Annotated in this window: 25 protein-coding genes; 14 read left to right on the forward strand and 11 right to left on the reverse strand. The window is 65.4% G+C overall.

The genetic code is table 11. From position 1 onward, the window contains the following. The coding region (locus ACT4OC_RS10785) for a CoA transferase (protein ID WP_444838971.1) at positions 1–770 on the reverse strand (770 nt) is incomplete at its 3' end. A gap of 141 nt (positions 771–911) precedes the next feature. Between ACT4OC_RS10785 and ACT4OC_RS10790 the strand changes: the two genes are divergently transcribed. Then, entirely contained in the window at positions 912–1,274 is a 363-nt protein-coding gene (locus tag ACT4OC_RS10790) for a DUF4118 domain-containing protein (RefSeq protein WP_444838972.1), read from the forward strand. A gap of 8 nt (positions 1,275–1,282) precedes the next feature. Then, the gene (locus tag ACT4OC_RS10795; protein ID WP_444838973.1) at positions 1,283–1,513 is read left to right on the forward strand and encodes a hypothetical protein; all 231 of its coding nucleotides are present in this window, start codon (positions 1,283–1,285) and stop codon (positions 1,511–1,513) included. Positions 1,514–1,712: 199 nt separating this feature from the next. On the opposite strand, the gene ACT4OC_RS10800 is transcribed toward ACT4OC_RS10795, so the two are convergent. Both ACT4OC_RS10800 and ACT4OC_RS10805 read right to left on the reverse strand, forming a co-directional pair. Further along, complete coding sequence (locus tag ACT4OC_RS10800) at positions 1,713–2,222, reverse strand: hypothetical protein (RefSeq protein ID WP_444838974.1); 510 nt, start codon at positions 2,220–2,222, stop codon at positions 1,713–1,715. Between the two features lie 36 nt (positions 2,223–2,258). After that, the gene (locus tag ACT4OC_RS10805) at positions 2,259–3,806 is read right to left on the reverse strand and encodes an acetolactate synthase large subunit (RefSeq protein ID WP_444838975.1); all 1,548 of its coding nucleotides are present in this window, start codon (positions 3,804–3,806) and stop codon (positions 2,259–2,261) included. Positions 3,807–4,045: 239 nt separating this feature from the next. Here ACT4OC_RS10805 and ACT4OC_RS10810 point away from each other — a divergent pair, with 239 nt between their 5' ends. Then, complete coding sequence (locus ACT4OC_RS10810; protein ID WP_444838976.1) at positions 4,046–4,627, forward strand: L,D-transpeptidase; 582 nt, start codon at positions 4,046–4,048, stop codon at positions 4,625–4,627. A gap of 76 nt (positions 4,628–4,703) precedes the next feature. Further along, on the forward strand, positions 4,704–5,507 hold the full coding sequence (locus tag ACT4OC_RS10815; protein WP_444838977.1) for a DUF2927 domain-containing protein: 804 nt from the start codon (positions 4,704–4,706) through the stop codon (positions 5,505–5,507). A gap of 150 nt (positions 5,508–5,657) precedes the next feature. Here the strand turns inward: ACT4OC_RS10815 and ACT4OC_RS10820 are convergent, their stop codons facing one another. The 5 genes from ACT4OC_RS10820 to ACT4OC_RS10840 form a co-directional block, all read right to left on the reverse strand. Then, positions 5,658–5,951, reverse strand: a complete 294-nt coding sequence (locus ACT4OC_RS10820; RefSeq protein WP_444838978.1) for a hypothetical protein — start codon at positions 5,949–5,951, stop codon at positions 5,658–5,660. 149 nt (positions 5,952–6,100) lie between these two features. Then, positions 6,101–6,604 (reverse strand): GNAT family N-acetyltransferase, encoded by a 504-nt coding sequence (locus ACT4OC_RS10825; protein ID WP_444838979.1) that lies wholly within the window; start codon positions 6,602–6,604, stop codon positions 6,101–6,103. Between the two features lie 91 nt (positions 6,605–6,695). Beyond that, complete coding sequence (locus ACT4OC_RS10830; RefSeq protein ID WP_444838980.1) at positions 6,696–7,784, reverse strand: M48 family metallopeptidase; 1,089 nt, start codon at positions 7,782–7,784, stop codon at positions 6,696–6,698. 3 nt (positions 7,785–7,787) lie between these two features. Beyond that, positions 7,788–8,957 carry a DUF898 family protein gene (locus ACT4OC_RS10835; protein ID WP_444838981.1) on the reverse strand — a complete coding sequence of 390 codons (1,170 nt, stop codon included), beginning with the start codon at positions 8,955–8,957 and terminating at the stop codon, positions 7,788–7,790. A 310-nt stretch (positions 8,958–9,267) separates the two neighbouring features. Next, entirely contained in the window at positions 9,268–10,440 is a 1,173-nt protein-coding gene (locus ACT4OC_RS10840; protein ID WP_444838982.1) for an isovaleryl-CoA dehydrogenase, read from the reverse strand. 213 nt (positions 10,441–10,653) lie between these two features. Here ACT4OC_RS10840 and ACT4OC_RS10845 point away from each other — a divergent pair, with 213 nt between their 5' ends. The 5 genes from ACT4OC_RS10845 (at position 10,654) to ACT4OC_RS10865 (ending at position 14,976) form a co-directional block, all read left to right on the forward strand. Then, positions 10,654–11,925 carry a cytochrome P450 gene (locus tag ACT4OC_RS10845; protein WP_444838983.1) on the forward strand — a complete coding sequence of 424 codons (1,272 nt, stop codon included), beginning with the start codon at positions 10,654–10,656 and terminating at the stop codon, positions 11,923–11,925. A 75-nt stretch (positions 11,926–12,000) separates the two neighbouring features. Continuing rightward, positions 12,001–13,275 (forward strand): cytochrome P450, encoded by a 1,275-nt coding sequence (locus ACT4OC_RS10850; RefSeq protein ID WP_444838984.1) that lies wholly within the window; start codon positions 12,001–12,003, stop codon positions 13,273–13,275. Positions 13,276–13,287: 12 nt separating this feature from the next. Next, positions 13,288–13,725: a PaaI family thioesterase gene (locus tag ACT4OC_RS10855; protein WP_444838985.1), complete on the forward strand. Its 438-nt coding sequence runs from the start codon at positions 13,288–13,290 to the stop codon at positions 13,723–13,725. A gap of 115 nt (positions 13,726–13,840) precedes the next feature. Beyond that, positions 13,841–14,389: a phosphonopyruvate decarboxylase gene (locus ACT4OC_RS10860; RefSeq protein WP_444838986.1), complete on the forward strand. Its 549-nt coding sequence runs from the start codon at positions 13,841–13,843 to the stop codon at positions 14,387–14,389. Beyond that, positions 14,389–14,976 (forward strand): thiamine pyrophosphate-dependent enzyme, encoded by a 588-nt coding sequence (locus ACT4OC_RS10865; protein WP_444838987.1) that lies wholly within the window; start codon positions 14,389–14,391, stop codon positions 14,974–14,976. Before ACT4OC_RS10860 ends, ACT4OC_RS10865 begins: the two co-directional genes overlap by 1 nt. 8 nt (positions 14,977–14,984) lie before the next feature. On the opposite strand, the gene ACT4OC_RS10870 is transcribed toward ACT4OC_RS10865, so the two are convergent. Next, a complete protein-coding gene (locus ACT4OC_RS10870) occupies positions 14,985–15,908 on the reverse strand; it encodes a LysR family transcriptional regulator (RefSeq protein ID WP_444838988.1) in 924 nt (307 codons plus the stop codon). A 119-nt stretch (positions 15,909–16,027) separates the two neighbouring features. Between ACT4OC_RS10870 and ACT4OC_RS10875 the strand changes: the two genes are divergently transcribed. From ACT4OC_RS10875 to mdlC, 4 genes are all read left to right on the forward strand, one after another. Then, complete coding sequence (locus tag ACT4OC_RS10875; protein WP_444838989.1) at positions 16,028–17,212, forward strand: acyl-CoA dehydrogenase family protein; 1,185 nt, start codon at positions 16,028–16,030, stop codon at positions 17,210–17,212. A 9-nt stretch (positions 17,213–17,221) separates the two neighbouring features. Then, positions 17,222–18,361 carry a CaiB/BaiF CoA transferase family protein gene (locus tag ACT4OC_RS10880; RefSeq protein WP_444838990.1) on the forward strand — a complete coding sequence of 380 codons (1,140 nt, stop codon included), beginning with the start codon at positions 17,222–17,224 and terminating at the stop codon, positions 18,359–18,361. Continuing rightward, the gene (locus ACT4OC_RS10885) at positions 18,358–19,230 is read left to right on the forward strand and encodes an FAS1-like dehydratase domain-containing protein (protein ID WP_444838991.1); all 873 of its coding nucleotides are present in this window, start codon (positions 18,358–18,360) and stop codon (positions 19,228–19,230) included. Before ACT4OC_RS10880 ends, ACT4OC_RS10885 begins: the two co-directional genes overlap by 4 nt. Positions 19,231–19,343: 113 nt before the next feature. Then, positions 19,344–20,966, forward strand: coding sequence for a benzoylformate decarboxylase (mdlC, locus tag ACT4OC_RS10890; RefSeq protein WP_444838992.1), 1,623 nt, complete (start codon positions 19,344–19,346; stop codon positions 20,964–20,966). Positions 20,967–21,088: 122 nt separating this feature from the next. Here mdlC and ACT4OC_RS10895 read toward each other — a convergent pair whose 3' ends face one another. Both ACT4OC_RS10895 and ACT4OC_RS10900 read right to left on the reverse strand, forming a co-directional pair. Then, entirely contained in the window at positions 21,089–21,703 is a 615-nt protein-coding gene (locus ACT4OC_RS10895) for a hypothetical protein (protein WP_444838993.1), read from the reverse strand. Beyond that, the gene (locus ACT4OC_RS10900; RefSeq protein ID WP_444838994.1) at positions 21,700–22,362 is read right to left on the reverse strand and encodes a TetR/AcrR family transcriptional regulator; all 663 of its coding nucleotides are present in this window, start codon (positions 22,360–22,362) and stop codon (positions 21,700–21,702) included. The genes ACT4OC_RS10895 and ACT4OC_RS10900 overlap by 4 nt, the downstream gene beginning before the upstream one ends. A gap of 92 nt (positions 22,363–22,454) precedes the next feature. On the opposite strand from ACT4OC_RS10900, the gene ACT4OC_RS10905 reads away from it, so the two are divergent. After that, complete coding sequence (locus tag ACT4OC_RS10905; RefSeq protein WP_444838995.1) at positions 22,455–22,937, forward strand: anthrone oxygenase family protein; 483 nt, start codon at positions 22,455–22,457, stop codon at positions 22,935–22,937. Positions 22,938–23,188: the final 251 nt, after the last annotated feature.

The following is a 23,188-nucleotide window of genomic DNA, read 5'->3' on the forward strand; positions in this document are numbered from 1 at the left end:
GCCCAGCGGATGAACAGCGGATGGCCCGTCACCTGGCACAGCACCCAGCCGTCCCTCGTGCGGTAGATGTCGGCGGGCGCGGCGGTCTGGCCGAGATTGCCTGATGGCACGCGGTTGGCCGATATGACGGCCTGCTCGATCAGGGTGGCGTTGGTGAAGGACAAGGCGGTTGCCAGCAGCGCGCCCTCGACGATTTGCCCGCGCCCGCTTTTGCCGCGCTCGATCAGGGCTGCGAGCGTGCCGAACGCGCAGTGCAGCGCGGTGCCGAAATCGACCCAGTTCACCGCGGCGCGGTACGGCGGATCGCCCGACCCGGTCATGTAGACCGAGCCGGACATGACCTGGCCGACGCCGTCGAAGCCGACGCGGTCGGACCAGGGGCCCGGGCCGCCGAAAGCGGTCGCCGTGGTCAGGATGATGTCGGGCTTGATCGCCTTCAACGAGTCGTAGTCGAGCTTCATCGCGCGCAGGGTCTGCGGCGGCAAATTGGCGACGACGACGTCGGCGGTCGCCACCAGCCGGCGCATCACTTCCTGGCCCTGCGGCTTCATCGGATCGAGCGTGATGCACTTCTTGTTGCGGTTGACCTGCAGGAACAGCGCGCCCTCGCCGCCGCTGCCTACCGGCGCCACGAAGCGGTCCTCGCTGCCGGCGCGCCTCTCCACGCGGATGACCTCGGCGCCGAACTCGGCCAGCAAGGTCGCGCAATAGGGGCCCGCGATGTAGCGCCCGAAATCGAGCACGCGCATCCCCGCCAGAACTCCCCCCATCGATCTTTTTCCCCATGTTTTCCATAGATTACAGGGGCCATTTTGCAGCGCAAGGCGCCACCCTGCCGGCGCGGCGAGGACTTCCGTTTCCAGCCGTACTCCGATAGCCTGTTCCCGGGCGAGGATAGCCGGGGGCGCTTCATGCGCGATGTGATCCTGAGAGTGAGGCCGTGGTCGCCGTGGGCGTTCGTTGCGGCGGCGCTCGTGATCGTGCTGGCCGCATCGGTCCAGGAAGTTTTCGTGGTGTTCGGCACCAAGCTTTATTTCGCCTCCTTCTTCCCCGCCATCCTGATCGCCAGCCTGCTGGCCGGCGCGCCTTCGGGCATCTTTGCGACGCTGCTGACCATCCCGATCGTGTGGTGGGCGTTCATGCCGCCCGCCTTCGCATTCGAGCCGCTCTCCGCTGCCGACTACGACCGCGTCGTCATGTTCGTGCTCGGCAGCGCGCTGATGGTTTCCTTTGCGAACCTCTATCGCGAAGCCATCCTGCTGTTCCGCAAGTGAGCGCGCCGATGTTGCCGCAGAAAATCGCGATCTGGGTCATGACCACGATCGGCGGCGCGGTCGGGCTGTTCGCGCCGGTCGGAATCGTCAAATGGCTGTTGCAGAGCGAGCCCGAGGACGCCGGGATCCTGACGTTCTTCTTCGTTCCGGCCTGGTGCCTGCTGGTGGTGATCGGCCTTTTGGTCGGCCGCCGGCTCGGCATCGCGCTGGTCGGCCTGCCGCGCGCGACGCCGCGGTAGTTGACGATCCGTAGGGCGGATCAGCGAAGCGTAATCCGCCGACACCGGCGAGAAACGGCGGATTACGCTTCGTCCGTAGGGTGGGCAAAGGCGCGCTTGCGCCGTGCCCACCTTTACGTGCACCGGTGCAAGAAAGGTGGGCACGCTTCCGCCTTCGCTCTTCGAGCTACGGCGGACAAGTCGGTTTGCCCCTACGGGTCTACGCCAAACCTGTATCCTTCAGCCTTCCGGCAAACCAGTCCGACAGCTGGCGGTCGATCGCGCCGCCGAGATAGACGTCCGACGACTTCACCTGCTTCCTGCCCAGGATCAGCATGACGCCGAGGCGGTAGGCGAACCACAGATGCGGGTCGGTCAGGCCGCGCAGCTTGTGGTGATCGTGCTCGACCGGCTGGTGGTTGGTTGCCTTGCGCACCTCGACCGCCACGAGGTTCTCCGGCACCGCGCGGCGGTGCACGACGATGTCGGGGAAGATCGACTTGCCGAGCTCGTCGTCGGTCGAGACGATGGTGCCGTGCGGCAGCTTCAACAGCCGCTCGCCGAGCCGGTTGTAGTCGCAATCGACCTGCCAGCCGTCGAACTGCCGTTCCAGGTACACCGCGAGGCGGTGCGTCAGCGTGCGCTCGCCGAGATCCTTGTCGAACAGCAGGCCCTCGCGGGCGTAAAACTCCTCAACCGCCCTGACGACCTTTTCCAGCTCCGCGCGCATCCACTTCCCCAAACGCGCGGGCGAAAAGCCTCCGCGCTACATCTGCACCTCGATCAGCCGCGGGCCCGGCTCGGCCATGGCTTCTTCCAGCGCCTTGTTGAACTCGTCCGCCGTCGTCACCGCGCGCCCGGGCACGCCCATGCCCCTGGCGAGCGCCACGAAGTCGATCGCCGGCCGGTCGATCTTCAGCATGTCCATCGCACGCTGTCCCGGCTCGCCGGCGCCGACCCCGTCGAACTCGCCGCGCAGAATCTGATAGATGCGATTTGCGAACACAATCGTGACGACGTTGAGGCTTTCGCGCGCCTGCGTCCACAAAGCCTGGATGGTGTACATCGCGGAACCGTCGCCGACCATGCAGATCACCTTGCGGTCGGGACATGCAACCGCCGCGCCAGTCGCCACCGGCGGCGAGAAGCCGATCGAGCCGCCCATGTTCTGCAGCCAGTCATGCGGTTTCGCTACCGCGGTCGGCGGGAAGAACTGCCTCCCCGTGGTGATGGACTCGTCGACCACGATGGCGTTTTCCGGGATCGCCATCGCGATCGCCTGCGCGATGCTGGCGTGGTTGAGCGCGCCGGTGGGCTTTGCGATGTCCATCGGCTTCTGCGGCACGACGTCGGCGGGTTTGGCGCCGAGCGCGTGGGCCAGCGCTTCCAGCGCGCCGACGGAATTTTCGCCGCCAGCGGTGACGCGATGCACCTCGCAGCCGTCGGGCTTCAGCATGCTCGGCTTGTTCGGGTAGGCGAAGAAGGCGACGGGATCGTTGGCCTCGACCAGCACGATGTTCTTGAAATCCTTCAGGATCGGCAGCGCCAGCTCGATCACGTAAGGGATGCGGTCGATCGCGAAACGTCCGCGGCCGCGCGCCATCTTCGGGTTGTAGGTCTGGCCCATCACCTTGCAGCCGGTCTTGCCCGCGATCTGCTGCGCCAGCGCCAGGCCCTTTTCGGTAAGCGCGCTGCCGGTGAGCAGCAGGAGATTCTGCGCGCCGCCGCTGCGCAGCACCTTCGCGGCATGATCGACGGCCTGCGAGGAATAATTGGCGCGCTGCATCTCGCCGTTCGCCAGCGCGATGCCGTCGGCCTCGTTCCAGGCGGTATCGGCGGGCAGGATCAGCGTTGCGATCTGCGGCGGCGAGCTTTTGGCAGCCGCAATCGCCGCGGCGCCGTCGGCGGCAACGGACTTGGCATCGGGCGAGGTGCGCACCCAAGCCGACATCGGCCGCGCCAGACCCTCGATGTCGGAGGTCAGCGGCGCGTTGTAGCCGATGTGATAGGTCGCGTGCTGGCCGACGATGTTGACGATGCCGGAATTGGCCTTCTTGGCGTTGTGCAGATTGGCGAGACCGTTGGCGAGGCCCGGGCCGAGATGCAGCAGCGTCGAGGCCGGCGAGCCCTTCATGCGGAAATAGCCGTCGGCCGCGCCCGTCACCACGCCCTCGAACAGGCCGAGCACGCAGCGCATGCCCTCGACGCGATCGAGCGCTGCGACAAAATGCATCTCCGAGGTGCCGGGATTGGTGAAGCAGACGTCCACGCCGCCTGCGACCAATGTCCGCACCAGACTTTCCGCACCGTTCATCGCTCCGCCCCTTGTCGCTTTGGTTTTTCGGGTTGCTCTTGGCTGGCTGGCAGATCAACCATTGTTCACGCGTTTCGTCAAAGGCTTAGCCGGGAAGGCAGCCATCGCCCCTCGCATGTTGTCTTTTTTAACCGGGGCTAACGAAAATGCCTTTGGTCACGCGCTCGTTGCTTGCACAGGCGTTCCCGTTATGGCCTGTCTCGCGGCAGCGGCCGAAATCGATTTGCGAGGAATTAAAGATGATCAGGGGGCTTGGTTGGTTGTGCGCGGCGGCGGCGATGCTGGCGGCAGGCCACGCGCACGCGGAGGGTTTTGGCTTCGACATCGGCGACGTCATGGGCGGCGGGCCGAATTTCCGCGGCGGAAGCTACAGCCGTTCGAGCCCGATCCCGCGCGGCACGGTGATGCTCGCGGGTTATGCGCCCGGCACCATCGTCATCCACACCGCCGAGCGCCGGCTCTATCTGGTGCAGGGGAACGGCCAGGCGATCAGCTACGGCATCGGCGTCGGCCGCGACGGCTTTCGCTGGAGCGGAACCCACCGCATTACCGCAAAAAAGGAATGGCCGGCCTGGACGCCGCCGGCGCAGATGCTGCGCCGCCGCCCCGACCTGCCGCGCCACATGCCCGGCGGCGTCGAGAACCCGCTCGGTGCGCGCGCGATGTATCTCGGCTCGACGCTCTACCGCATCCACGGCTCCAACGAGCCGGAGACGATCGGCCAGGCGGTGTCGTCCGGCTGCTTCCGCATGACCAACGAAGACGTCGTCGATCTCTACAGCCGCGTCCCCGTCGGCACCACGGTGGTGGTGAAGAACTAGCGCCAGCACGGCGGAAGTCCGGCGTCCCGGCGCGCGGGCCTTGCCCGCGTCCTCCGATTGCGTCAGCGTCGCGACCATGAACAGACCTCGCCGGCATATTGCCTTCATCGCGGCGGCGCTGGCGGCGTTGACGATCTCGCTCGCCGTTCCGCCGACCGCCGCGGCCGAGTTGCCGGCGATCGCGGCGCGCCAGAAGGCCGAGAAGAAGAATTTCACCGACAGCGAGATCGTCGACGGCTTCATGAAGACGGCGTTCGGCGCCGAATATCATCTCGCCGGCCGCGTCGACCGCATCCGCAAATACGAGGTGCCGGTGCGCGTGTTCGCCGACGGCGCCCGGGCCGACCGCAAGGCGCAGATCCGCAGGATCGTCGCCGACATCGCCGCGCGCGTGAAGCATCTCGACATCGCCATGGTGGACGACAACGACGACGCCAACGTGCTGGTCAAGCTGGTGCGCGACCGCGACCTCTACCGCACCATCTCGGCCTTCTACGGCGGCGCGCGGGCCAAGGAGATCAAGACCACGCTCGACCCGCAATGCCTGTCCGGCTTCCGCAAGAACGAGAAGTTCGAGATCGAGCATTCCGACGTGATCCTCACCGTCGACAACGGCGACTTCGTCTTCCTCGACTGCGCCTATGAGGAGCTGCTGCAATCGCTCGGCCCGATCAACGACACCGCGTCGGTGCCGTGGACCATGTTCAACGACAACGTCTCCATGGGCTATTTCGACGTCTACGACCAGTACCTGCTCAACCTGCTCTACGATCCCCGCATCAAGGCCGGCATGACCGTGCAGGAGGTGCGGGCGGTGCTGCCCGCCGTGCTCGCGGACGTGCGGGCCTGGGTGAAGCAGGTGAATAATCTGGCGGAGTGAGCGGGGCGCTCGCGCCGCATACTCTGCTGTCGCCCGGCGAAAGCCGGGACGACAGGTCGGAGGGCGGGTTAGCGAAGCTAACCCGCCGTTGCTCAAATGGCGGATTACGCCTTCGGCTAATCCGCCCTTCGATTTGGCGTGATCACCCGCTCAGTGCTTCATCTGCTCGAAGATCACCACCGTGCCGGTCGGCTCCGGCGCATGCGGCTTCAGGCTGGTCAGCGTGCCGTCCGACCAGTCGGCGAGGCTGATGACCTGGCTGGTCTGGACGTCGCTCGCCGACGTTTCGGCCGGCTCCAGCACCTTGAGGCCGCTCTGATCCAGGAAGAAGGTGTGATCGCCGAACAGGTCGGTCAGTTGGGCCGTCACCGGATGGCTGTCGGGGAGAACCTCCGCCTGCATCTGGTCCAGCGTTTGCTTGAGCTGCGTTTCGTTCAATCTCATGGCCGGTCCTTTCCGGATGTGAGCCGCCGCCTGCGCGAGCTTAGGCGGAGCGACTTTCCCGCATGCAAGTCGAACGAACGCCATTGCGATGCGTTCCCGGCGGCGCAGCAGATATCCGCTGCTGGAACCCGCGCCACATATGTGAACGGTCACGGATGTGGCAGCAGGCGATATACCGCGACTTCCTCCCCGCGCGAGAGCATGATCCGCTCGCGGCTGAAGCCGCATTTTTCGAGCACGCGGCAGGAGGCGCCGTTGCCGACGACCACCAAACCAACGAGCGACGGCAATGCGAGAGGCGACTTCGCGATTCCAATCAGCGCGGCGGCGATTTCGCTGGCGAGCCCCCTGCCCCAAAGCTCGCGCTTCAGGGTGTAGAGCAGCTCGAACTCCTGCACACCGTCGACCAAGGCATGGCGGATTCCCGCCCGGCCGGCGAATTCGCCAGCACTCGTTCGCAGCGCCCACAAGCCAAAGCCGTGCCGATCCCAATGCGCAATGGCAGTGGCGAGATAGGCCGCCGTCGCCTCCGGCGAGCGCACGCCGCCGAGGTAGCGGGACACGCCGGGATCGAGGTGCAAGGCCACGAGATCCGCCAGATGTTCTTCGCGGAGTCTTTCGCCGATCAGGCGTGTGGTGGCGAATGTTTCCATGAGATGGAAGCCGTAGGATGGGTTGAGCCCTCGCGAAACCCATCATGCCTCAGCGACAAAGATGATGGGTTTCGCTTTCGCTCTACCCATCCTACACTTTGCCCTTGCCGCAGATGTCCTTGAGCGCCTGCCATTCCGCGTCGGTTAGCAGTGGCGGTCCCTTCGGGGTCTGGTCTTCCCTGCTCATCCTTGCGAGCCGGTCCTCGGACAAGGGATGGGTCGAGATGATGGTGAGGCCCTTGCCGCCCTCCTTGCCGGTGACGCGCAGCATCAGCTCGCCCATCGCCTTCGGCGGGCGGCCGAGCTTCTGCATCACTTCGATCGAGAAAGTGTCGGCGGCGGTCTCGGCCTCGCGCGAATAGGACGAGGTGACCAGCGTCTGCGCGGCGAAGATCACCGCGGTCGAGCCGGTGATGTCGCCGAACAGGAGGCCGATCAGGAACGAGGTGCCGCCGTTGTGGATCAGGCCGCGCATGTTGTCGCGATTCCTGAGATGGCCGAGCTCGTGCGCGATCACGCCGGCGACCTCGTCGGGGTTGTTTGCCTTGGCGATCAGGCTGTCGAACACGATGACCTTGCCGCCGGGCAGCGCCAGCGCATTCGGAATATCGCTCGACATCACGGAAGACTGCACCGAAGTGTCCATGCCTGCGGCGCTGCGCAGCTTGGTGACGAGCTTGTCGAAGGCCGCCTGGCCGGCGGGGCTGGCGTTGCAGGCCTTCTCGCCGAACACCAGCTTGACCTGCTTCTCGGCAACCTCGCCGAACCGGCGCTCGAAGGATTCCGGCACCAACGGCGCGAGACGGTCGGCGGCGAGCGGCACGCCGTAAAACGTGACCAGCACGATCGAGGCGACCGCGGCAAGCGACCAGCCGACGATCTTCGCCACGCCGCGCCGGCCGATATGATGCTCGTCGAGATCGGTGGCGCGGGAGGCGAGCTCGGCTGCCAGTGCGGCATCGCGAATCTCCAGCCGCGCGAGCGGCGGCGCGGTCCGGCAGGACAGGCGTAGCGTGCCCGGCGCCGAGTCGGCGCGGCGGATATCGGCATAGGCCCATGTCGCCCTGGTCTCGCCGTCGACCGCGATGCCGAGCGCGTCGCCGAAGGCGAGCGCGGCGGCGTGGCGCCGGCTCGACGTGCCGTCGAAATAGATCACGGCATCGCCGTCGGTCACGGCCATGGGTCAGAACCCGCCGACATCGAGGCCGTCGGCGATGCCCTCGCCGACCGCGGTGGCAAGGTCGCCCCTGGCGCTGACATTGGCGGCGGCGGCAATGTTGAGGACGACGGTCGTTTCCAGCACCCTGGCCCAGAGATCGCGCGTCAGATAAAGCCGGGAGACGACGCTGAGCGCCAGCGCAAGCACCATGTAGCCGACGACCGTCACGACGATGAACGGGATATTCTGCACGACGCCGTCAAGCCCCTTGGCGGCGGAAGCCGCGCTGCCGCCGCCGACCAGCGCACCGGCGCCGCCGATGAGGGCGCCGAACACCGTACCCAGCAGCATGTACCAGCCGATCGTCTTCCAATAGAGCCCCTGCAACGCGGCGGCTTCCAGCTTCGAATGCAGGGTGACGCCGCCGAAGCGAATGCCCGACACCCACCATTGCCACTCCACGGCCTTGTAGTGGGCGTAGAGGAAGGGCAGCGCCGGAAACAGGATGAAGGCGAACGGGGTGACCAGCCAAAGCCACCAGATGCGCTTGAAGAATTCCCAGCCGGAGCTGGTGAAATCGCCCTGTAGATCGCCGTACCAGGAATTCCGCATCTTGTAGCGTTCGAGTTCGGCGGCGCGCCAGGGCCAGGCGAGGCCGAGCGTCACGACGGCGAGCAGCGCCCACAGCGACGCCAGCAAGGCGTAGGCCCAGCCCGAGCCGGTCATCCAGAACCGCACGCCGCGCCACACCGTGCGGGTCAGCCGGTAGCGCCGCGCGCGAAAAATCGCGAACTGGCCGAAGACATAGAAGGCGGCGATCAGCGGAATGGAGCCCAGCGCCTGCATGTGCTCGGCTTCAATGGTGAGCAGGAAAAAGGCGACGTTGAGCGGCAGGAGGATCGCCATCGCAATCAGAAAGCCGATCAGAAGCTCGCGGCCGCGGCCGGTATATTCGGCGGCATCGCCATCGATCACCGTGTTCGACCAGAGGTGGCGGCGGATGTCGGTGAGCAGCCAGAACCGGTAGAAGCCGAGCGTCACCAGCTCGAGGGCGGCGCCGCGCGCGACCAGATCGAGGAACCCCTTGCGATCGCCCACTAAATCGAGCTTCGCCGGCAATGGCGGCGGTGCGGATACAGGCAGCACGGGCACCGCCGGCGGCGGCACGATCGGGGGCCGGGCGAACTGGTTCACGGGATGGCTCCAGGCAGAATCACGGGTTGATTACAGCACGGATTAGTCGCCGGAAGTGTGATGGAGGTTTCAGAGGGGGGGGGGCCAGATCTCCGACCCTCGGACACCCGCCAAACCCTCATGGTGAGGAGCCCACCCGCCTTCGGCGGGCTCCTCAGAGGGCGGTGAATGTGGCTCAAGCGTCATTGCGAGGAGCGACAGCGACGAAGCAATCCAACTTTCTTGATGCGGCGCAATGGATTGCTTCGCTTCCGCCTTCGCTCTTCGAGCTACGGCGGACAAGTCGCTCGCAATGACGGCCGTGGTGCTGCTACGCCGTCTTGTCGAACAGCTCGCGGCCGATCAGCATGCGGCGGATTTCGGACGTGCCGGCACCGATCTCGTAGAGCTTGGCGTCGCGCAGCAGGCGGCCGGTGGGATATTCATTGATGTAGCCGTTGCCGCCGAGCAGCTGGATCGCGTCCAGCGCGCATTGCGTGGCCTTTTCGGCGGCATAGAGGATGGCGCCGGCGGCGTCCTCGCGGGTGGTCTCGCCGCGGTCGCAGGCCTTTGCCACCGCATACACATAGGCGCGCGAGGCGTTCATCGTGGTGTACATGTCGGCGAGCTTGCCCTGCACCAATTGGAAGGCGCCGATCGGCTGGCCGAACTGCTTGCGCTCGTGCACGTAAGGCAGCACCACGTCCATGCAGGCCTGCATGATGCCGATCGGGCCCGCCGCGAGCACCGCGCGCTCATAGTCGAGGCCGCTCATCAGCACGCCAACGCCCTTGCCGACGTCGCCGAGCACGTTTTCCGCGGGCACCTCGCAATCCTGAAACACCAATTCGCAGGTGTCGGAGCCGCGCATGCCGAGCTTGTCGAGCTTCTGCGCGGTGGAAAATCCCTTCATGCCCTTTTCGATGATGAAAGCGGTGATGCCGCGCGGCCCCGCATTGGCATCGGTCTTGGCGTAGACCACCAGCGTGTCGGCGACCGGGCCGTTGGTGATCCACATCTTGTTGCCGTTGAGCACGAAGCGGTCGCCCTTCCTGTCGGCGCGGGTCTTCATCGAGACCACGTCGCTTCCGGCGCCGGGCTCGGACATCGCGAGCGAGCCGACATGGTCGCCGGAGATCAGTTTCGGCAGATATTTTCGCTTCTGCGCCTCGTTGCCGTTGCGGCGGATCTGGTTGACGCAGAGGTTGGAATGGGCGCCGTAGGACAGGCCGACCGCGGCGGAGGCGCGCGACATCTCTTCAACGGCGAGGCAATGCTCGAGATAGCCGAGGCCCGCTCCGCCATATTCCTCTTCCACCGTGATGCCGTGCAGGCCGAGCGCGCCGATCTTCGGCCAGAGATCGCGCGGGAACTGGTTGGTGCGGTCGATCTCGGCGGCGCGCGGGGCGATCTCGTTGGAGGAAAAATCGTGCACGGTCTCGCGGATCGCGTCCGCGGTCTCGCCGAGATCGAAATTGAACATTTTGGGCGCGTTGGCGATCATGGCGGGCCTCCGGGCAATACTTGCTTTGTTGCCCAAGCATTTAGCCCCTGGCCGCGCCGTTGTCACGGGAAAACGATACGGCACCGTATCATTTTTTAACGATGCGTCCCGCAAAACTCCGCCCTTGCGACCGGCCGCGCCCCGGGGTGTAATAGGGTAAAACATTGCCCCGCCGGCCATGTACCGGCGAGGGAGGCTCACGGGAGAAGCAACATGCACGGGACGGTCGAACTCGCGGGTGACGATCAACTGCGCGAAGCGCACGAAAAAGCCTGGTCGATGCCGCTCGAAGACTTCGACCCCGGCGATCCCGAGCTGTTCCGCACGGATACGCACTGGCCGTATTTCGACCGGCTGCGCAAGGAAGCGCCGATCCACTACTGCAAGGACTCGATGTTCGGCCCGTACTGGTCGGTAACGAAGTACAACGACATCATGGCGGTCGACACCAATCACGGCGCGTTCTCGTCGGCCGCGGCGCTCGGCGGCATCACCATCCGAGACGTGCCGCCGGACCTGCGCCGTGAAAGCTTCATCGCCATGGACCAGCCGCGCCATTCTGCGCAGCGCAAGACCGTGGCGCCGATGTTCACGCCGGCCAATCTCGACGAACTCGCCGTCAACATCCGCCAGCGCTCGGCGAGCTGCCTCGACAATCTTCCGGTCAACGAAGCGTTCGATTTCGTCGACACCGTCTCGATCGAATTGACCACGCAGATGCTGGCGGTGCTGTTCGATTTCCCCTGGGAGGACCGCCGCAAGCTGACGCGTTGGTCGGATGTCGCAACCACCCTGCCCGGCGTCGGCGGCCTGGTCGAGACCGAGGACGAACGGCAGGCCGTGCTGATGGAATGCGCGACCTATTTCGCAAGACTCTGGAAGGAGCGCCAGAGCGGGCCGCCGCGCAACGACCTGTTGTCGATGATGGCGCACAATGAAGCGACGCGCGACATGGACCCGAAGAATTTCCTCGGCAATCTGATCCTGCTGATCGTCGGCGGCAACGACACCACGCGCAACACCATGTCGGGCAGCCTCTATGCCCTGCACAAATATCCGGACCAGTACCGGAAGCTGCGCGAGAACCCGGCGCTGCTTGACACCTTCGTGCCCGAGGTGATCCGCTGGCAGACGCCGCTGGCGCATATGCGCCGCACTGCGCTCGCCGATATCGAGATCGGCGGCAAGCAGATCAAAAAGGGCGACAAGGTGGTGATGTGGTACGTCTCCGGCAACCGCGACGAGGAAGTGATCGACAGGCCGTATGACTTCATCATCGACCGCGCGCGGCCGCGCACGCATATCTCGTTCGGCTTCGGCATCCACCGTTGCATCGGCATGCGCCTCGCCGAGCTGCAGCTGAAGATCATCTGGGAAGAGATCTTCAAGCGCTTCGACCGGATCGACGTGGTTGGCGAGCCGAAGCGGGTTAACTCCAGCTTCATCAAGGGCTACGAGACCTTACCCGTACGCATTGCCGCATAGCCAATAAAGCCAAGACGGCTGCGGCCATTGCGCGTAACATGGACCCAAACAGACTCGAATTCGGGAACGAACACGATGAACGTCCACACCGCCGTCCGACCCGACAAGGCCGAACGCCTCGCCCGCGCGCGCGAGGAAGCCTATTCGACTCCGCTGAAGGATTTCCATCCCGGCAAGCCTAAGCTATTCCAGGACGACACGCTGTGGCCGTGGTTCGAGCGGCTGCGCAAGGAAGAGCCGGTGCATTACTGCACCAACGCGCCGATCGAGCCGTATTGGTCGGTCGTGAAGTACAACGACATCATGACGGTCGACACCAGCCACCATCTGTTCTCGTCGGACGCGGCGCTTGGCGGCATCAACATCCGCGACGCTCCGGTCGGCTATGACTGGCCGAGTTTCATTGCGATGGACCAGCCGAAGCACTCGTCGCAGCGCAAGACGGTGTCGCCGATGTTCACGCCGACGCACCTGGATGAGCTCGCCAAATTGATCCGCCAGCGCACGATCAAGGTGCTGGAGGGCCTGCCGCGCAACGAGACGTTCAACTGGGTCGATCGCGTCTCGATCGAGCTGACCACGCAAATGCTGGCGACGCTGTTCGACTTCCCGTTCGAGGAACGGCGCAAGCTGACGCGCTGGTCCGACGTCTCCACCGCGCTGCCCAAGAGCGGCGTCGTCTCTTCGCCGGAGGAGCGCCGGCGCGAGATGGACGAGTGCTACGCCTACATGTCGAAGCTGTGGAACGAGCGGGTCAACGCGCCGCCGAAGAACGACCTCTTGTCGATGATGGCGCACAGCCCTGCCACCCGGCACATGGACCCCGACAATCTGATGGGTAACCTCATCCTGCTCATCGTCGGCGGCAACGACACCACGCGGAACACCATGACCGGCTCGGTGCTGGCATTGAACGAAAACCCCGATCAATACAAGAAGCTGCGCGAAAACCCTGATCTGATCGAGTCCATGGTGCCGGAGGTGATCCGCTGGCAGACGCCGCTCGCCCATATGCGGCGCACGGCCCTGGTCGATACCGAGCTCGGCGGCAAGAAGATCAAGAAGGGCGACCGCGTCGTGATGTGGTACGTCTCCGGCAACCGCGACGAGGAAGTTATCGAGAAGCCGGACGAGTTCATCATCGACCGGGCCCGCCCGCGCACGCATCTGTCGTTCGGCTTCGGCATCCACCGCTGCGTCGGCATGCGCCTCGCCGAATTGCAGCTGCGCATCGTCTGGGAGGAGATCTTGCAGCGGTTCGAGCGGATCGAGGTGGTCGGCGAGCCGAAGCGGATCTATTCGAGCTTCATCAAGGGCTACGAGACGCTGCCCGTGCGCATTCCCGGCTAAGGCGCAATCGGCATGAGCGGGACGGAGCGCCTCAAGCAACTCGCCGGCATCATGGAACTGCCTGGCTTCCCGAAAGCATCGGGCATGCGCGTTGTATCGGCCGAGCCCGGCAAGGTGACGATGGCGCTCGCCAGGCGGCCGGACCTGATGCAGTTCTTCGGTCATTTCCACGGCGGCGTCATCACTGCGCTTGCCGACCATGCCGCGGGGGCCTGCGCCACGTCGTCGATGCCCGAAGGCAAGATCGCGGTGACGGTCGAGATCAAGATCAACTTTCTCGCGCCCGCGGACGGCGAGGAAATCATCGCGCGGGCCGAAACCATCCAGGGCGGCTCCACCATCGGCGTCGTCAAGGTCGAGGTGGTCTCGCTGAAAGCGGGCGCCGAGCGTACTTGCGCCTTTGCGACCGCCACCATGCGCGCGATGGATCTGCCGGCTGGCTTCCGCTGAGTACCAGCCTATACAATTCCGGCATAGCGGCTGAAGCGAGATGAGAAGAGAAGCAAGGGAGCTTCCGGTCTAAAGCCTTGGGCTGCGCAACCATGCGCGCATGCCCGAGGCCCAAATGAACATCGCCGCGCCCGCTGCCGCCGTCCAGACCGACTGGCCGAACGCCATCTACCGCACGCTGAAGGCGCATCACGTTGCGCAAATCTCCTACGTGCCGGATGCCGGCCATTCCCGGCTGATCGAGCTGTCGCACGCCGATCCCGCGATTGCGACCACGGTGCTGACCACCGAGGAGGAGGGCGTGGCGCTTTCCGCCGGCGCCTGGCTCGGCGGCGACCGCGCGGTGCTGCTGATGCAATCCAGCGGGGTGGGCAACTGCATCAACATGCTGTCGCTGCTGGCGAACTGCCGCTTCCCGTTCCTCACGCTGGTGACCATGCGCGGCGAATGGGCCGAGTTCAATCCGTGGCAGATCCCGATGGGCAAGGCGACCGCGCAGGCCTTCGAGATCATGGGCGTCACCGTGTTCCGCCTGGAACGGCCGGAAGATGCCGAGGAAGTCGTTTCTGCCGCCTGCTCGCTCGCCTTCGAAAGCGACCAGCCAATCGCGATCCTGATCTCGCAGCGCATGCTCGGCCGCAAGAAGTGGACGGAGACCAAGTGATGAAGAACTCCCTGCTCGATCGCCGCGAGGCGGTGAGGGCGCTGCTGCAAGGCCGCGGCGATCTGCTGGTCGTCACAGGCCTCGGCTCGTCCTCCTACGACGTGTTCGACGCCGGCGACCATGCCGGCAATTTCTATCTCTGGGGCGCGATGGGCGGCGCGGCGGTGATGGGCCTCGGGCTGGCCCAGGCCCAACCGAAGCGGCCCGTGCTCGTCATCACCGGCGACGGCGAGCAGTTGATGGGCATCGGCGGTCTGCTGACGATTGCCGCGCGCAAGCCGCAGAACCTTTCGATTGCCGTGCTCGACAACGGGCATTTTGGCGAGACCGGCATGCAGCGCAGCCACTCCGGCCTCGGCGCCCGGCTCGACGAGATCGCGCGCGGCGCGGGCATTGCCTCGGTGGTCGAGATCACGGACATGGAGGGCATCGCGACGTTTCGCAGCGAGGTTCATCGACTCGCTGATGGCCCGAAGCTGGCGCTGATCCGGATTTCAACTGACCATGTCGATCGCGCGCTACCGCCGCGCGACGGCGTGTTCCTGAAGAACCGTTTCCGCCAGCATCTTGGACTTGCGGTGACGTGAGCCCGGCGTCACCCGAGCCTGATGTCCCACAGGCCTTCGCTGCGGCAGGCGGCGGTTTCGCTGCGCAGCAGCTCGGTGACGACGGAGGTGGCGGTCGAATCGGGATGATCGATCGGCGAGGCGATGACGAGCTCGCGCATCGGCGCCTGGCCGGAGATGGCGGCGGCCTCGAGCCGCTTCGCGTCGATCTCGCCGCGCACCGAGGATGGCGGCAGCAGCGAATAGCCGAGCCCCTCCTCGACCAGGCTGGTCAGCACGCGGAAGGAATCCGCTTCCAGCTGCACATCGAGCTTCAGCTTGCGCTTTGCCGCGGCGCGCTCGATCAGCGCGCGCAGGCCGTGCGAATGGCTGGGCAGCACCAGCTTCTGGCGCAGCAGCCAGTCCATGCCGACCTGCTTCTTCTTCGCAAGGCCCGAGCCGCGCGGTCCCACCGCGACGATGCGGTCGCGCCCGAGACTCTGGATCGCCAGATGCAGATCGGCCGAGGGGCCGTAGATGATGGCGAGATCCATCTCGCCGCGATGCAGCCATTCGATCAGATGGCCGCTGTAGCTCTCGACGATGCAGAGCGAAATGCCGGGATAAGTCTCGACCGTGCGGCGCGCCAGCCGCGCCGACAGCACGCAGCTCACGGTCGGGACCAGCCCCAGCACGACGCGCCCCGAGGGGGCGCCGGCCGCCGACTGGATGTCGTCGCGGATCTGGTCGATCTGCCGCACGATGCCCGACGTGCGCGCCAGCAGCAGCCGGCCGGCCTCGGTCAACACCATTCCCCTGCCGCTGCGGGTGAACAGTTCCGCGCGCAGCTCATGCTCCAGCAGCTTGATCTGGCGGCTCAGCGCCGGCTGCGCGATCCTGAGCTTGTCGGAGGCTTTGCTCAGGCTGCCGAGTTCGGCTACGCAACTGAACGTCCTGAGCTGACGGAAATCCATGCTTGCCGGTCTTGGAATGCGGGGCCATACGCTATAACAATCGAGCATAGGGAGTCCGCGGTGGTTTCACAATAACAACGACGCAACATCAACCCGATGCCACCGACGGAAATCGAACCATGAGCCAAGAAAAACATCACGAACAACATCACGAAGCCGACTATTCCGACATCCGCGACGCCGTCGCCAAGCTGTGCGCCCAGTTTCCCGGCGAATACTGGCGCAAGCTCGACCGCGAGATGGCTTACCCCACCGACTTCGTCAATGCGCTGACCGAAGCCGGCTACCTCTCGGTGCTGATCCCGGAAGAGTATGGCGGCGCAGGCCTGAAGCTGTCGGCGGCGACTGCGATCCTGGAAGAAATCCACCGCAGCGGCTGCAATGCAGGGGCCTGCCACGCCCAGATGTACACCATGGGCACGGTGCTGCGGCACGGCAGCAAGGCGCAGAAGGAAAAGTGGCTGCCGCAGATCGCGAGCGGCAAGCTGCGCCTGCAGGCGTTCGGCGTCACCGAGCCGACCAGCGGCACGGACACGTCGTCGCTGAAGACGGTGGCGCGCAAGGAGGGCAATGACGGCTACATCGTCAACGGCCAGAAGATATGGACCAGCCGCGCCGAATATTCCGACCTGATGGTGCTGCTGGCGCGCACCACGCCGAAGGAGCAGGCGAAGAAGCGCACCGAGGGCCTGTCGGTATTCCTCGTCGACATGCGCGAGGCGCGCAAGGCGGGGCTGACCATCCGCCCGATCCGCACCATGATGAACCATTCCACCACGGAAGTGTTCTTCACCGACATGAAGGTGCCGGCGGAAAACCTCATCGGCGACGAGGGCAAGGGATTCCGCTACATCCTGTCAGGCATGAATGCCGAGCGCATCCTGATCGCGTCGGAATGCATCGGCGATGCCAAATGGTTCATCGAGAAGGCCTCCACTTACGCGAAGGAGCGCGCGGTGTTCGGCCGGCCGATCGGCCAGAACCAGGGCATTCAGTTCCCGATCGCCAAGGCCTATGCCTCGATGCGCGCGGCGGAATTGATGGTGAAGGAAGCCACACGCAAATATGAAGCCGGGCTCGATTGCGGCGCCGAGGCCAACATGGCCAAGATGCTGGCGGCGGACGCGTCCTGGGAAGCGGCCAATGCCGCGATCCAGACCCATGGCGGCTTCGGCTTCGCCGAGGAATACGACGTCGAGCGAAAATTCCGCGAGACGCGGCTCTACCAGGTGGCGCCGATCTCGACCAACCTGGTGCTGTCCTTCATCGCCGAGCACGTGCTCGGCATGCCCCGCTCCTACTGAGAGGCGAGAATGCTGCCACTTCAGGGAATCGTCGTCATTGCGGTGGAACAGGCGGTGGCCGCGCCGTTCTGCTCCTCGCGCCTTGCGGACGCCGGCGCGCATGTCATCAAGATCGAGCGGCCGGAGGGCGATTTCGCCCGCGGCTATGACGCCGCCGCCAAGGGCCAGAGCAGCTATTTCGTCTGGCTCAACCGCGGCAAGGATTCGGTCGTCATCGATCTCGCGACCAAAGAGGGCCGGCAATCGCTGGAAGAATTGATCGCGAGCGCCGACGTGCTGTTGCAGAACCTCAAGCCGGGATCGATGGACAAGCTCGGCTTCGCGCTGGAGCGGCTGCGCAAGGATTATCCCTCGCTGGTCACCTGCACCATCAGCGGTTACGGCGACGATGGCCCATACGCGCACCGCAAGGCCTATGACCTCCTGATCCAGGCCGAGAGCGGGCTTTGCTCCATCACCGGCGGCCCGGAAGGCGCCTCGCGCGTCGGCATGTCGATCGTGGATGTGGCGACCGGCGCCACCGCGCACGCCGCGATCCTGGAGGCGCTGATCGGACGCGGCCGCACCGGCAAGGGCGCCGATATCCGAATCTCCATGTTCGACGTCATGGCGGACTGGTGCACGGTGCCGCTGCTCAATGCCGAGGACGGCAAGCCGCCGCAGCGCATGGGCCTCGCCCACCCGTCGGTTGCGCCTTACGGCGTGTTCCGCTCGAAAGACGGCAAGGACGTGCTGATCTCGATCCAGAGCGAGCGCGAGTGGAAGACGCTCTGCGCCAAGGTGTTGGGCCAGCCCGACCTGCCCGGCGATCCGCGCCTGGCCAACAATGTCGAGCGTGTGAAGAACCGTTCACTCACAGACAAGACGGTGGCGGACAGTTTTGCCAGACTGACGCGCGATGAGCTCCTGACCAAGCTGGCGGATGCCGACATTGCCTTTGCCGAAGTGAACACGATGGAAGATCTTTCCAGGCATCCGCATCTGCGGCGCATCGAGGTCGACACGCCGAACGGCAAGGTGAGCTATCCGGCGCCGGCCGCGATTGTGGTCGGCGAGCAGCGAACATACGGCGCGGTGCCCGGGATCGGCGACCACCACGAACTGCCCAAGAGACTGTCAAAGGCCCAACCCGTCAGGAAGTCGTCATGAGTGAAGCGGCCGACGCGGGCGAGAAGCCCGACATCGATCACTTGCGGCAATGGATCGGCCGCACCGAGGAAGCGACCGACATCGTCACCGCGCAGCTCGTCAAGGGCCTGCGCGCGACGCTGTTCCAGGAGATCGGCCAGCCGAAGACGGGCGATGCCGCGCCCTTCACCACGCATTGGTGCCTGGCGCCGCCGGTGTTTGCGATGTCGCAGCTGAGCCAGGACGGCCACCCGACCCGCGGCGGGTTCCTGCCGCCGGTGCCGCTGCCGCGCCGGATGTGGGCCGGCGGCCAGCTGGAAATCCTCGAGGCGCTACGCGTCGGCGACGAGGTGAAGCGCGCCTCGCGCATCTCGGACGTGACGCTGAAGAGCGGCTCCACCGGCACGCTATGCTTCGTCGCGGTCGATCATGAGATCACGACGCCGCGGGGAACTGCGATCAAGGAGCGCCACGACATCGTCTACCGCGAAGCGACCAGCGGGCCGCAGGTGGCGCCGAAGGCCCTGCCTCCGCCACCCGCCGCCAAACATCGCGAGACCCACGTCTCCGATCCCGTGCTGCTGTTCCGCTATTCGGCGCTGACCTTCAACGGCCACCGCATCCATTACGACCGCGACTACGTCACCAAGGTGGAGGGTTATCCGGGCCTCGTCTTCCACGGCCCGCTGCAGGCCTCGTTCATCATCGAGTTCGCGGCCAAGCTGCACGACGGCAGGCCGCCGAAGAAATTCGTCTATCGCGGACTGCAGCCACTGTTCGAAGGCAGCGAGTTTTCGATCAATGCCAACGACGACGGCGCCGGCGGCATGGAGTTGTGGACCGCGAATGCGCAGGGACAGCCGACGATGAAGGGTGTGGCGACGTGGTAGCAACAACCGTCATTGCGAGCGAAGCGAAGCAATCCAGCTTTCCTTCGCCGCGACAAGAAAGCTGGATTGCTTCGTCGCTTCGCTCCTCGCAATGACGGAATAGGGACAGGCCGATGTCATCGCGCAAGCCAGCCAAAACAAAATCCGTCACCGTCAAGGACGCCACCTTCGATCTGCTGCGCGCGTTCGGCATCAAAAAAGTGTTCGGCAATCCCGGCTCGACCGAATTGCCCTTCCTCGCCGACTGGCCCGACGACATCGACTATGTGCTGGGGTTGCAGGAAGCCTCCTGCATCGGTATGGCCGACGGCTATGCGCAGGCGACGCGCAATGCCGGCTTCGTCAATTTGCATTCGGCGGCCGGCGTCGGCAACGCGCTCGGCAATATCTACACCGCGCATCGCAACCAGACGCCGCTGGTCATCACCGCGGGCCAGCAGGCGCGCTCGATCCTGCCGTTGCAGGCCTTCCTCTACGCCGAACGGGCGTCCGAATTCCCGCGGCCCTACGTGAAATTCAGCGTCGAGCCGGCGCGGCCGGAAGACGTGCCGGCGGCGATCGCGCGCGCCTATTACACGGCGATGCAGCCGCCCTGCGGGCCGACTTTCGTCTCCGTGCCGATCGACGACTGGACGCACGCGGCCTCGCCGGTCGAGGCGCGCCAGGTCACTCGCGAGCTCGGGCCCGATCCGTCGTCGATGAAGGCGCTGGCGGCGGCGATTGCCGAAGCCAGGCGCCCTGCCCTCGTCGTCGGCCCCGTTGTCGATCGCGCACAGGCGGTCGATCTCATGGTCGAGGTCGCCGAGAAAGCAAGGGCCGCGGTCTGGGTCAGCCCGTTCTCGGCGCGCTGCTCCTTTCCGGAGCGGCATCCGCAATTCGCGGGTTTTCTGCACGCCTCGCCGGGGCAACTCTCCGACTCGTTGGGTCTTCATGATCTCGTCGTGGTTATCGGCGCGCCGGTGTTCACCTTCCATGTCGAGGGCCACGCCTCGATCTTCGACGGCGGCACGACCATCTTCCAGATCACCGACGATCCGACCGCCGCCGCGGTGACGCCGCGCGGCACCAGCATCGTCGCGACCATGAAGCCAGCGCTTACCATGCTGCTCGACCTGTTGCCGGAGGCAAAGCGCGCCACGCCGGGCGGCCGGGTGCTGCCGCCGGCACCCGAGGCGGCCGATCCGATCCCGGTCGAGTACCTCCTGCACGTGCTGTCGAAGGCAATGCCCGACAATGCCGTGCTGGTGGAGGAAGCGCCGTCGCACCGCCTGGCGATGCAGAAGTTCATGCCGATGCGCGGACAGGACAGCTTTTTCACCATGGCGAGCGGCGGCCTCGGCTACGGACTGCCCGCCGCCGTCGGCATGGCGCTCGGCCGCGGCAATGTCCGCACCGTCTGCCTGATCGGCGACGGCTCGGCAATGTATTCGATCCAGGCGCTGTGGACCGCGGCGCAGCGCAAGCTGCCGCTCACCGTCGTCGTCATCAACAATTCCGGCTACGGCGCGATGCGCTCGTTCAGCCAGGTGATGCAGGTTCGCAACGTGCCCGGCCTCGACATTGGCGGCCTCGACTTCGTCAAGCTGGCGGAGGGCCATGGCTGCGAGGCGGTGCGGGTGACGAAATCGTCGGAGCTGGCGCATGCGCTGAAACACGCGCTAGCGCACGACGGCACCAGCCTGGTCGAGGTGATGGTGGACTCCGCGGTGCCGCTGCTGTACGCGCGGAAGGGTTAGAAAGTCCTCGTCTTGCCCGGGCTTGTCCCGGGCATCCACGTCTTTAGCCCTACCGGCAAGAAAGGCGTGGATGGCCGGGACAGTCCCGGCCATGACGGAATCGTATTCACCGGCCATCCCGTTCACCGCCGCGCGGCGTGCGCGCTCGCGATCTCCGCGGCCATGCGGCCGTATTCCGCCCAGACCAGATTGAGCAGCAGCGGCGGCTCCTGCTCTGCTTGCAGCATTTCGGCGTAGCGCTCCTTCGCACCGTCGGCGGCCCACCATTTCTGCGCCGAGGAGGCGATGCGGCGGAAATTGCGCAAGGTGCCGTAGAACTGGTTCGGCTCGGCACCGGCGAGCACCGCGCAATGCACCAGCCAGTTGAAGCCGGCGATGATGGCGATGGCGAGATCGGCATTGGTGACGCCGGTGAATTCGATCACGGTGTCCTCGTGCGGCAGCTGGCGCAGATAGCCGTCGAGGATCGCGGCCTGCGAGTCGGGTTCGGCGAGCAAGGTGAATTCGCGGCGCGGGATTGCCATCAGATAGCGGAACGCTTCGAGACGGGTGTGATCGGCAATGGCGGCCTGGTCGCAGCCAGCGTCCGACGCGGAGCGCTTGCAGGCGGGCATGACGAGTTTGCCGTTGTCGACGTCGTCGAGATACTGCTTGCCGCGCTTCTCGATGCCGGCGAGCAGCGCGTGAGGGCCGTCCAGCGTTACCGTCTCTTCCTTCCCGAACGGCCACCAGTTCATGAGGCACCGGCAATTCGATTGGCTTGCAACGTCGCGAGGTCATCAGGCAGCATTCGCTTGAATGTGGCAAGAAGCAGGCGCGCCTCTTTCGGCGGCAGCGTGATGGCGTGGCGGACTGCCGCAGCGATCAGGGTCATGACCAGGCGGGCCCAGGCCCTGAGCGCAGGTTTCGACGTGTCCGGCGCGATGCGGCGGACGGCCTCGGTGAGGAGGCCGGCGAGGAAATCGACGTCCTCTTCATCCAGCTTCTGCAGCGCCCGGTCGGCTTGCGTCGCCCGCCAGATGTCGCGCATCACGGGCACCTCGACGAACATGCGATGGTAGCTGTCGACGATCCGGCACAGCGCGGGATTGAGGTCGCGGACGGTTTTGGCCGCCGACAGGTCCCGCGCCACGCAATCGCGGCCGGCCTGGTTGTAGCGCTCGGCCAGCGTGCCGATGATCGCGGTCTTGTCCGGAAAATACTGGTAGAGCGAGCCGAAGGCGACGCCCGTCCGCTCGACCAACTCGCTCATGCGGAAGGCTTCGGAGCCTTTCTCGGCCAGCAGCGCCGCGGCTTCCCTGAGGATATGCTCGTAGCGCTCGCGGCTGCGCTTCTGCACGGGGACGAGCCGCGCAATGCCGGCCGCGCCCCCTTCCGCCTTTTTCTTCCCCGCCATGCCTGCCGCCCCGGAAAGCCCTTGACGATTCAAATACGAGAGTTTATCGCTTTTGGCAAATGCGATAATTACTCGTATTCAGGAGTTGTGCCATGCAGACCCTCGTCACCGGATTGTTGTGGTTCTCGGCGATCGGCTGCGGCCTCATGGCCGGGCTCTATTTCGCGTTCTCCGCCTTCATCATGGCCGCGCTCGGCCGCATCGACCAGGCCGCCGGCATCGCCGCCATGAACGCCATCAACAAGGTGATCGTGCAATCGCTGTTCCTGCCCATCTTCATGGGCTCGACGCTGACGTGCCTCGTGCTGGCGGCGATGGCGCCGCTGCGCTGGAGCGAGCCGGGCGCGGCGATGTGGCTCGCCGGCGGCGTGCTCTATGTCGCCGGGATGTTCGCGGTGACGATGCTGTTCAACGTGCCGCTGAACAATGCGCTGGCTGCCGTGCAGCCGGCGAGCAGCGAAGCCGGCGCCCTGTGGGCGCGGTATCTCAGCGACTGGACGTGGTGGAATCACGTCCGCACGGCGGCCTCGACGCTGGCGTTCGCCCTGTTCATCGCCGCGATCGCGGCGAGGTGAAGAGTGGCTGCGCTCCATCCGCGTCATTGCGAGCGAAGCGAAGCAATCCATCTCTCCGCTTGTGACGACATGGATTGCTTCGTCGCTACGCTCCTCGCAATGACGATGGAGACCAGGCACGCCGCCCTCATCCTCTTATGTCCCAAGTCAAGAGGCCAGACATGACGAATAGTTTCTCCCGGCATTGCGGGAGGGATGTGAGTTGAGATGATCGTGCAAGGGTGGAAGCAGAACCCAGAGACGTCGGTCAA

Source organism: Bradyrhizobium sp. (genome assembly GCF_052389815.1).
Classification (GTDB): Bacteria; Pseudomonadota; Alphaproteobacteria; order Rhizobiales; family Xanthobacteraceae; genus Bradyrhizobium.

Coding starts and splice junctions, on each gene's coding strand:
- ACT4OC_RS10790 (WP_444838972.1), top strand. CDS start 912: ATGCGCGATGTGATCCTGAGAGTGAGGCCGTGGTCGCCGTGGGCGTTC.
- ACT4OC_RS10795 (WP_444838973.1), top strand. CDS start 1,283: ATGTTGCCGCAGAAAATCGCGATCTGGGTCATGACCACGATCGGCGGC.
- ACT4OC_RS10800 (WP_444838974.1), bottom strand. CDS start 2,222: ATGCGCGCGGAGCTGGAAAAGGTCGTCAGGGCGGTTGAGGAGTTTTAC.
- ACT4OC_RS10805 (WP_444838975.1), bottom strand. CDS start 3,806: ATGAACGGTGCGGAAAGTCTGGTGCGGACATTGGTCGCAGGCGGCGTG.
- ACT4OC_RS10810 (WP_444838976.1), top strand. CDS start 4,046: ATGATCAGGGGGCTTGGTTGGTTGTGCGCGGCGGCGGCGATGCTGGCG.
- ACT4OC_RS10815 (WP_444838977.1), top strand. CDS start 4,704: ATGAACAGACCTCGCCGGCATATTGCCTTCATCGCGGCGGCGCTGGCG.
- ACT4OC_RS10820 (WP_444838978.1), bottom strand. CDS start 5,951: ATGAGATTGAACGAAACGCAGCTCAAGCAAACGCTGGACCAGATGCAG.
- ACT4OC_RS10825 (WP_444838979.1), bottom strand. CDS start 6,604: ATGGAAACATTCGCCACCACACGCCTGATCGGCGAAAGACTCCGCGAA.
- ACT4OC_RS10830 (WP_444838980.1), bottom strand. CDS start 7,784: ATGGCCGTGACCGACGGCGATGCCGTGATCTATTTCGACGGCACGTCG.
- ACT4OC_RS10840 (WP_444838982.1), bottom strand. CDS start 10,440: ATGATCGCCAACGCGCCCAAAATGTTCAATTTCGATCTCGGCGAGACC.
- ACT4OC_RS10845 (WP_444838983.1), top strand. CDS start 10,654: ATGCACGGGACGGTCGAACTCGCGGGTGACGATCAACTGCGCGAAGCG.
- ACT4OC_RS10850 (WP_444838984.1), top strand. CDS start 12,001: ATGAACGTCCACACCGCCGTCCGACCCGACAAGGCCGAACGCCTCGCC.
- ACT4OC_RS10855 (WP_444838985.1), top strand. CDS start 13,288: ATGAGCGGGACGGAGCGCCTCAAGCAACTCGCCGGCATCATGGAACTG.
- ACT4OC_RS10860 (WP_444838986.1), top strand. CDS start 13,841: ATGAACATCGCCGCGCCCGCTGCCGCCGTCCAGACCGACTGGCCGAAC.
- ACT4OC_RS10865 (WP_444838987.1), top strand. CDS start 14,389: ATGAAGAACTCCCTGCTCGATCGCCGCGAGGCGGTGAGGGCGCTGCTG.
- ACT4OC_RS10870 (WP_444838988.1), bottom strand. CDS start 15,908: ATGGATTTCCGTCAGCTCAGGACGTTCAGTTGCGTAGCCGAACTCGGC.
- ACT4OC_RS10875 (WP_444838989.1), top strand. CDS start 16,028: ATGAGCCAAGAAAAACATCACGAACAACATCACGAAGCCGACTATTCC.
- ACT4OC_RS10880 (WP_444838990.1), top strand. CDS start 17,222: ATGCTGCCACTTCAGGGAATCGTCGTCATTGCGGTGGAACAGGCGGTG.
- ACT4OC_RS10885 (WP_444838991.1), top strand. CDS start 18,358: ATGAGTGAAGCGGCCGACGCGGGCGAGAAGCCCGACATCGATCACTTG.
- mdlC (WP_444838992.1), top strand. CDS start 19,344: ATGTCATCGCGCAAGCCAGCCAAAACAAAATCCGTCACCGTCAAGGAC.
- ACT4OC_RS10895 (WP_444838993.1), bottom strand. CDS start 21,703: ATGAACTGGTGGCCGTTCGGGAAGGAAGAGACGGTAACGCTGGACGGC.
- ACT4OC_RS10900 (WP_444838994.1), bottom strand. CDS start 22,362: ATGGCGGGGAAGAAAAAGGCGGAAGGGGGCGCGGCCGGCATTGCGCGG.
- ACT4OC_RS10905 (WP_444838995.1), top strand. CDS start 22,455: ATGCAGACCCTCGTCACCGGATTGTTGTGGTTCTCGGCGATCGGCTGC.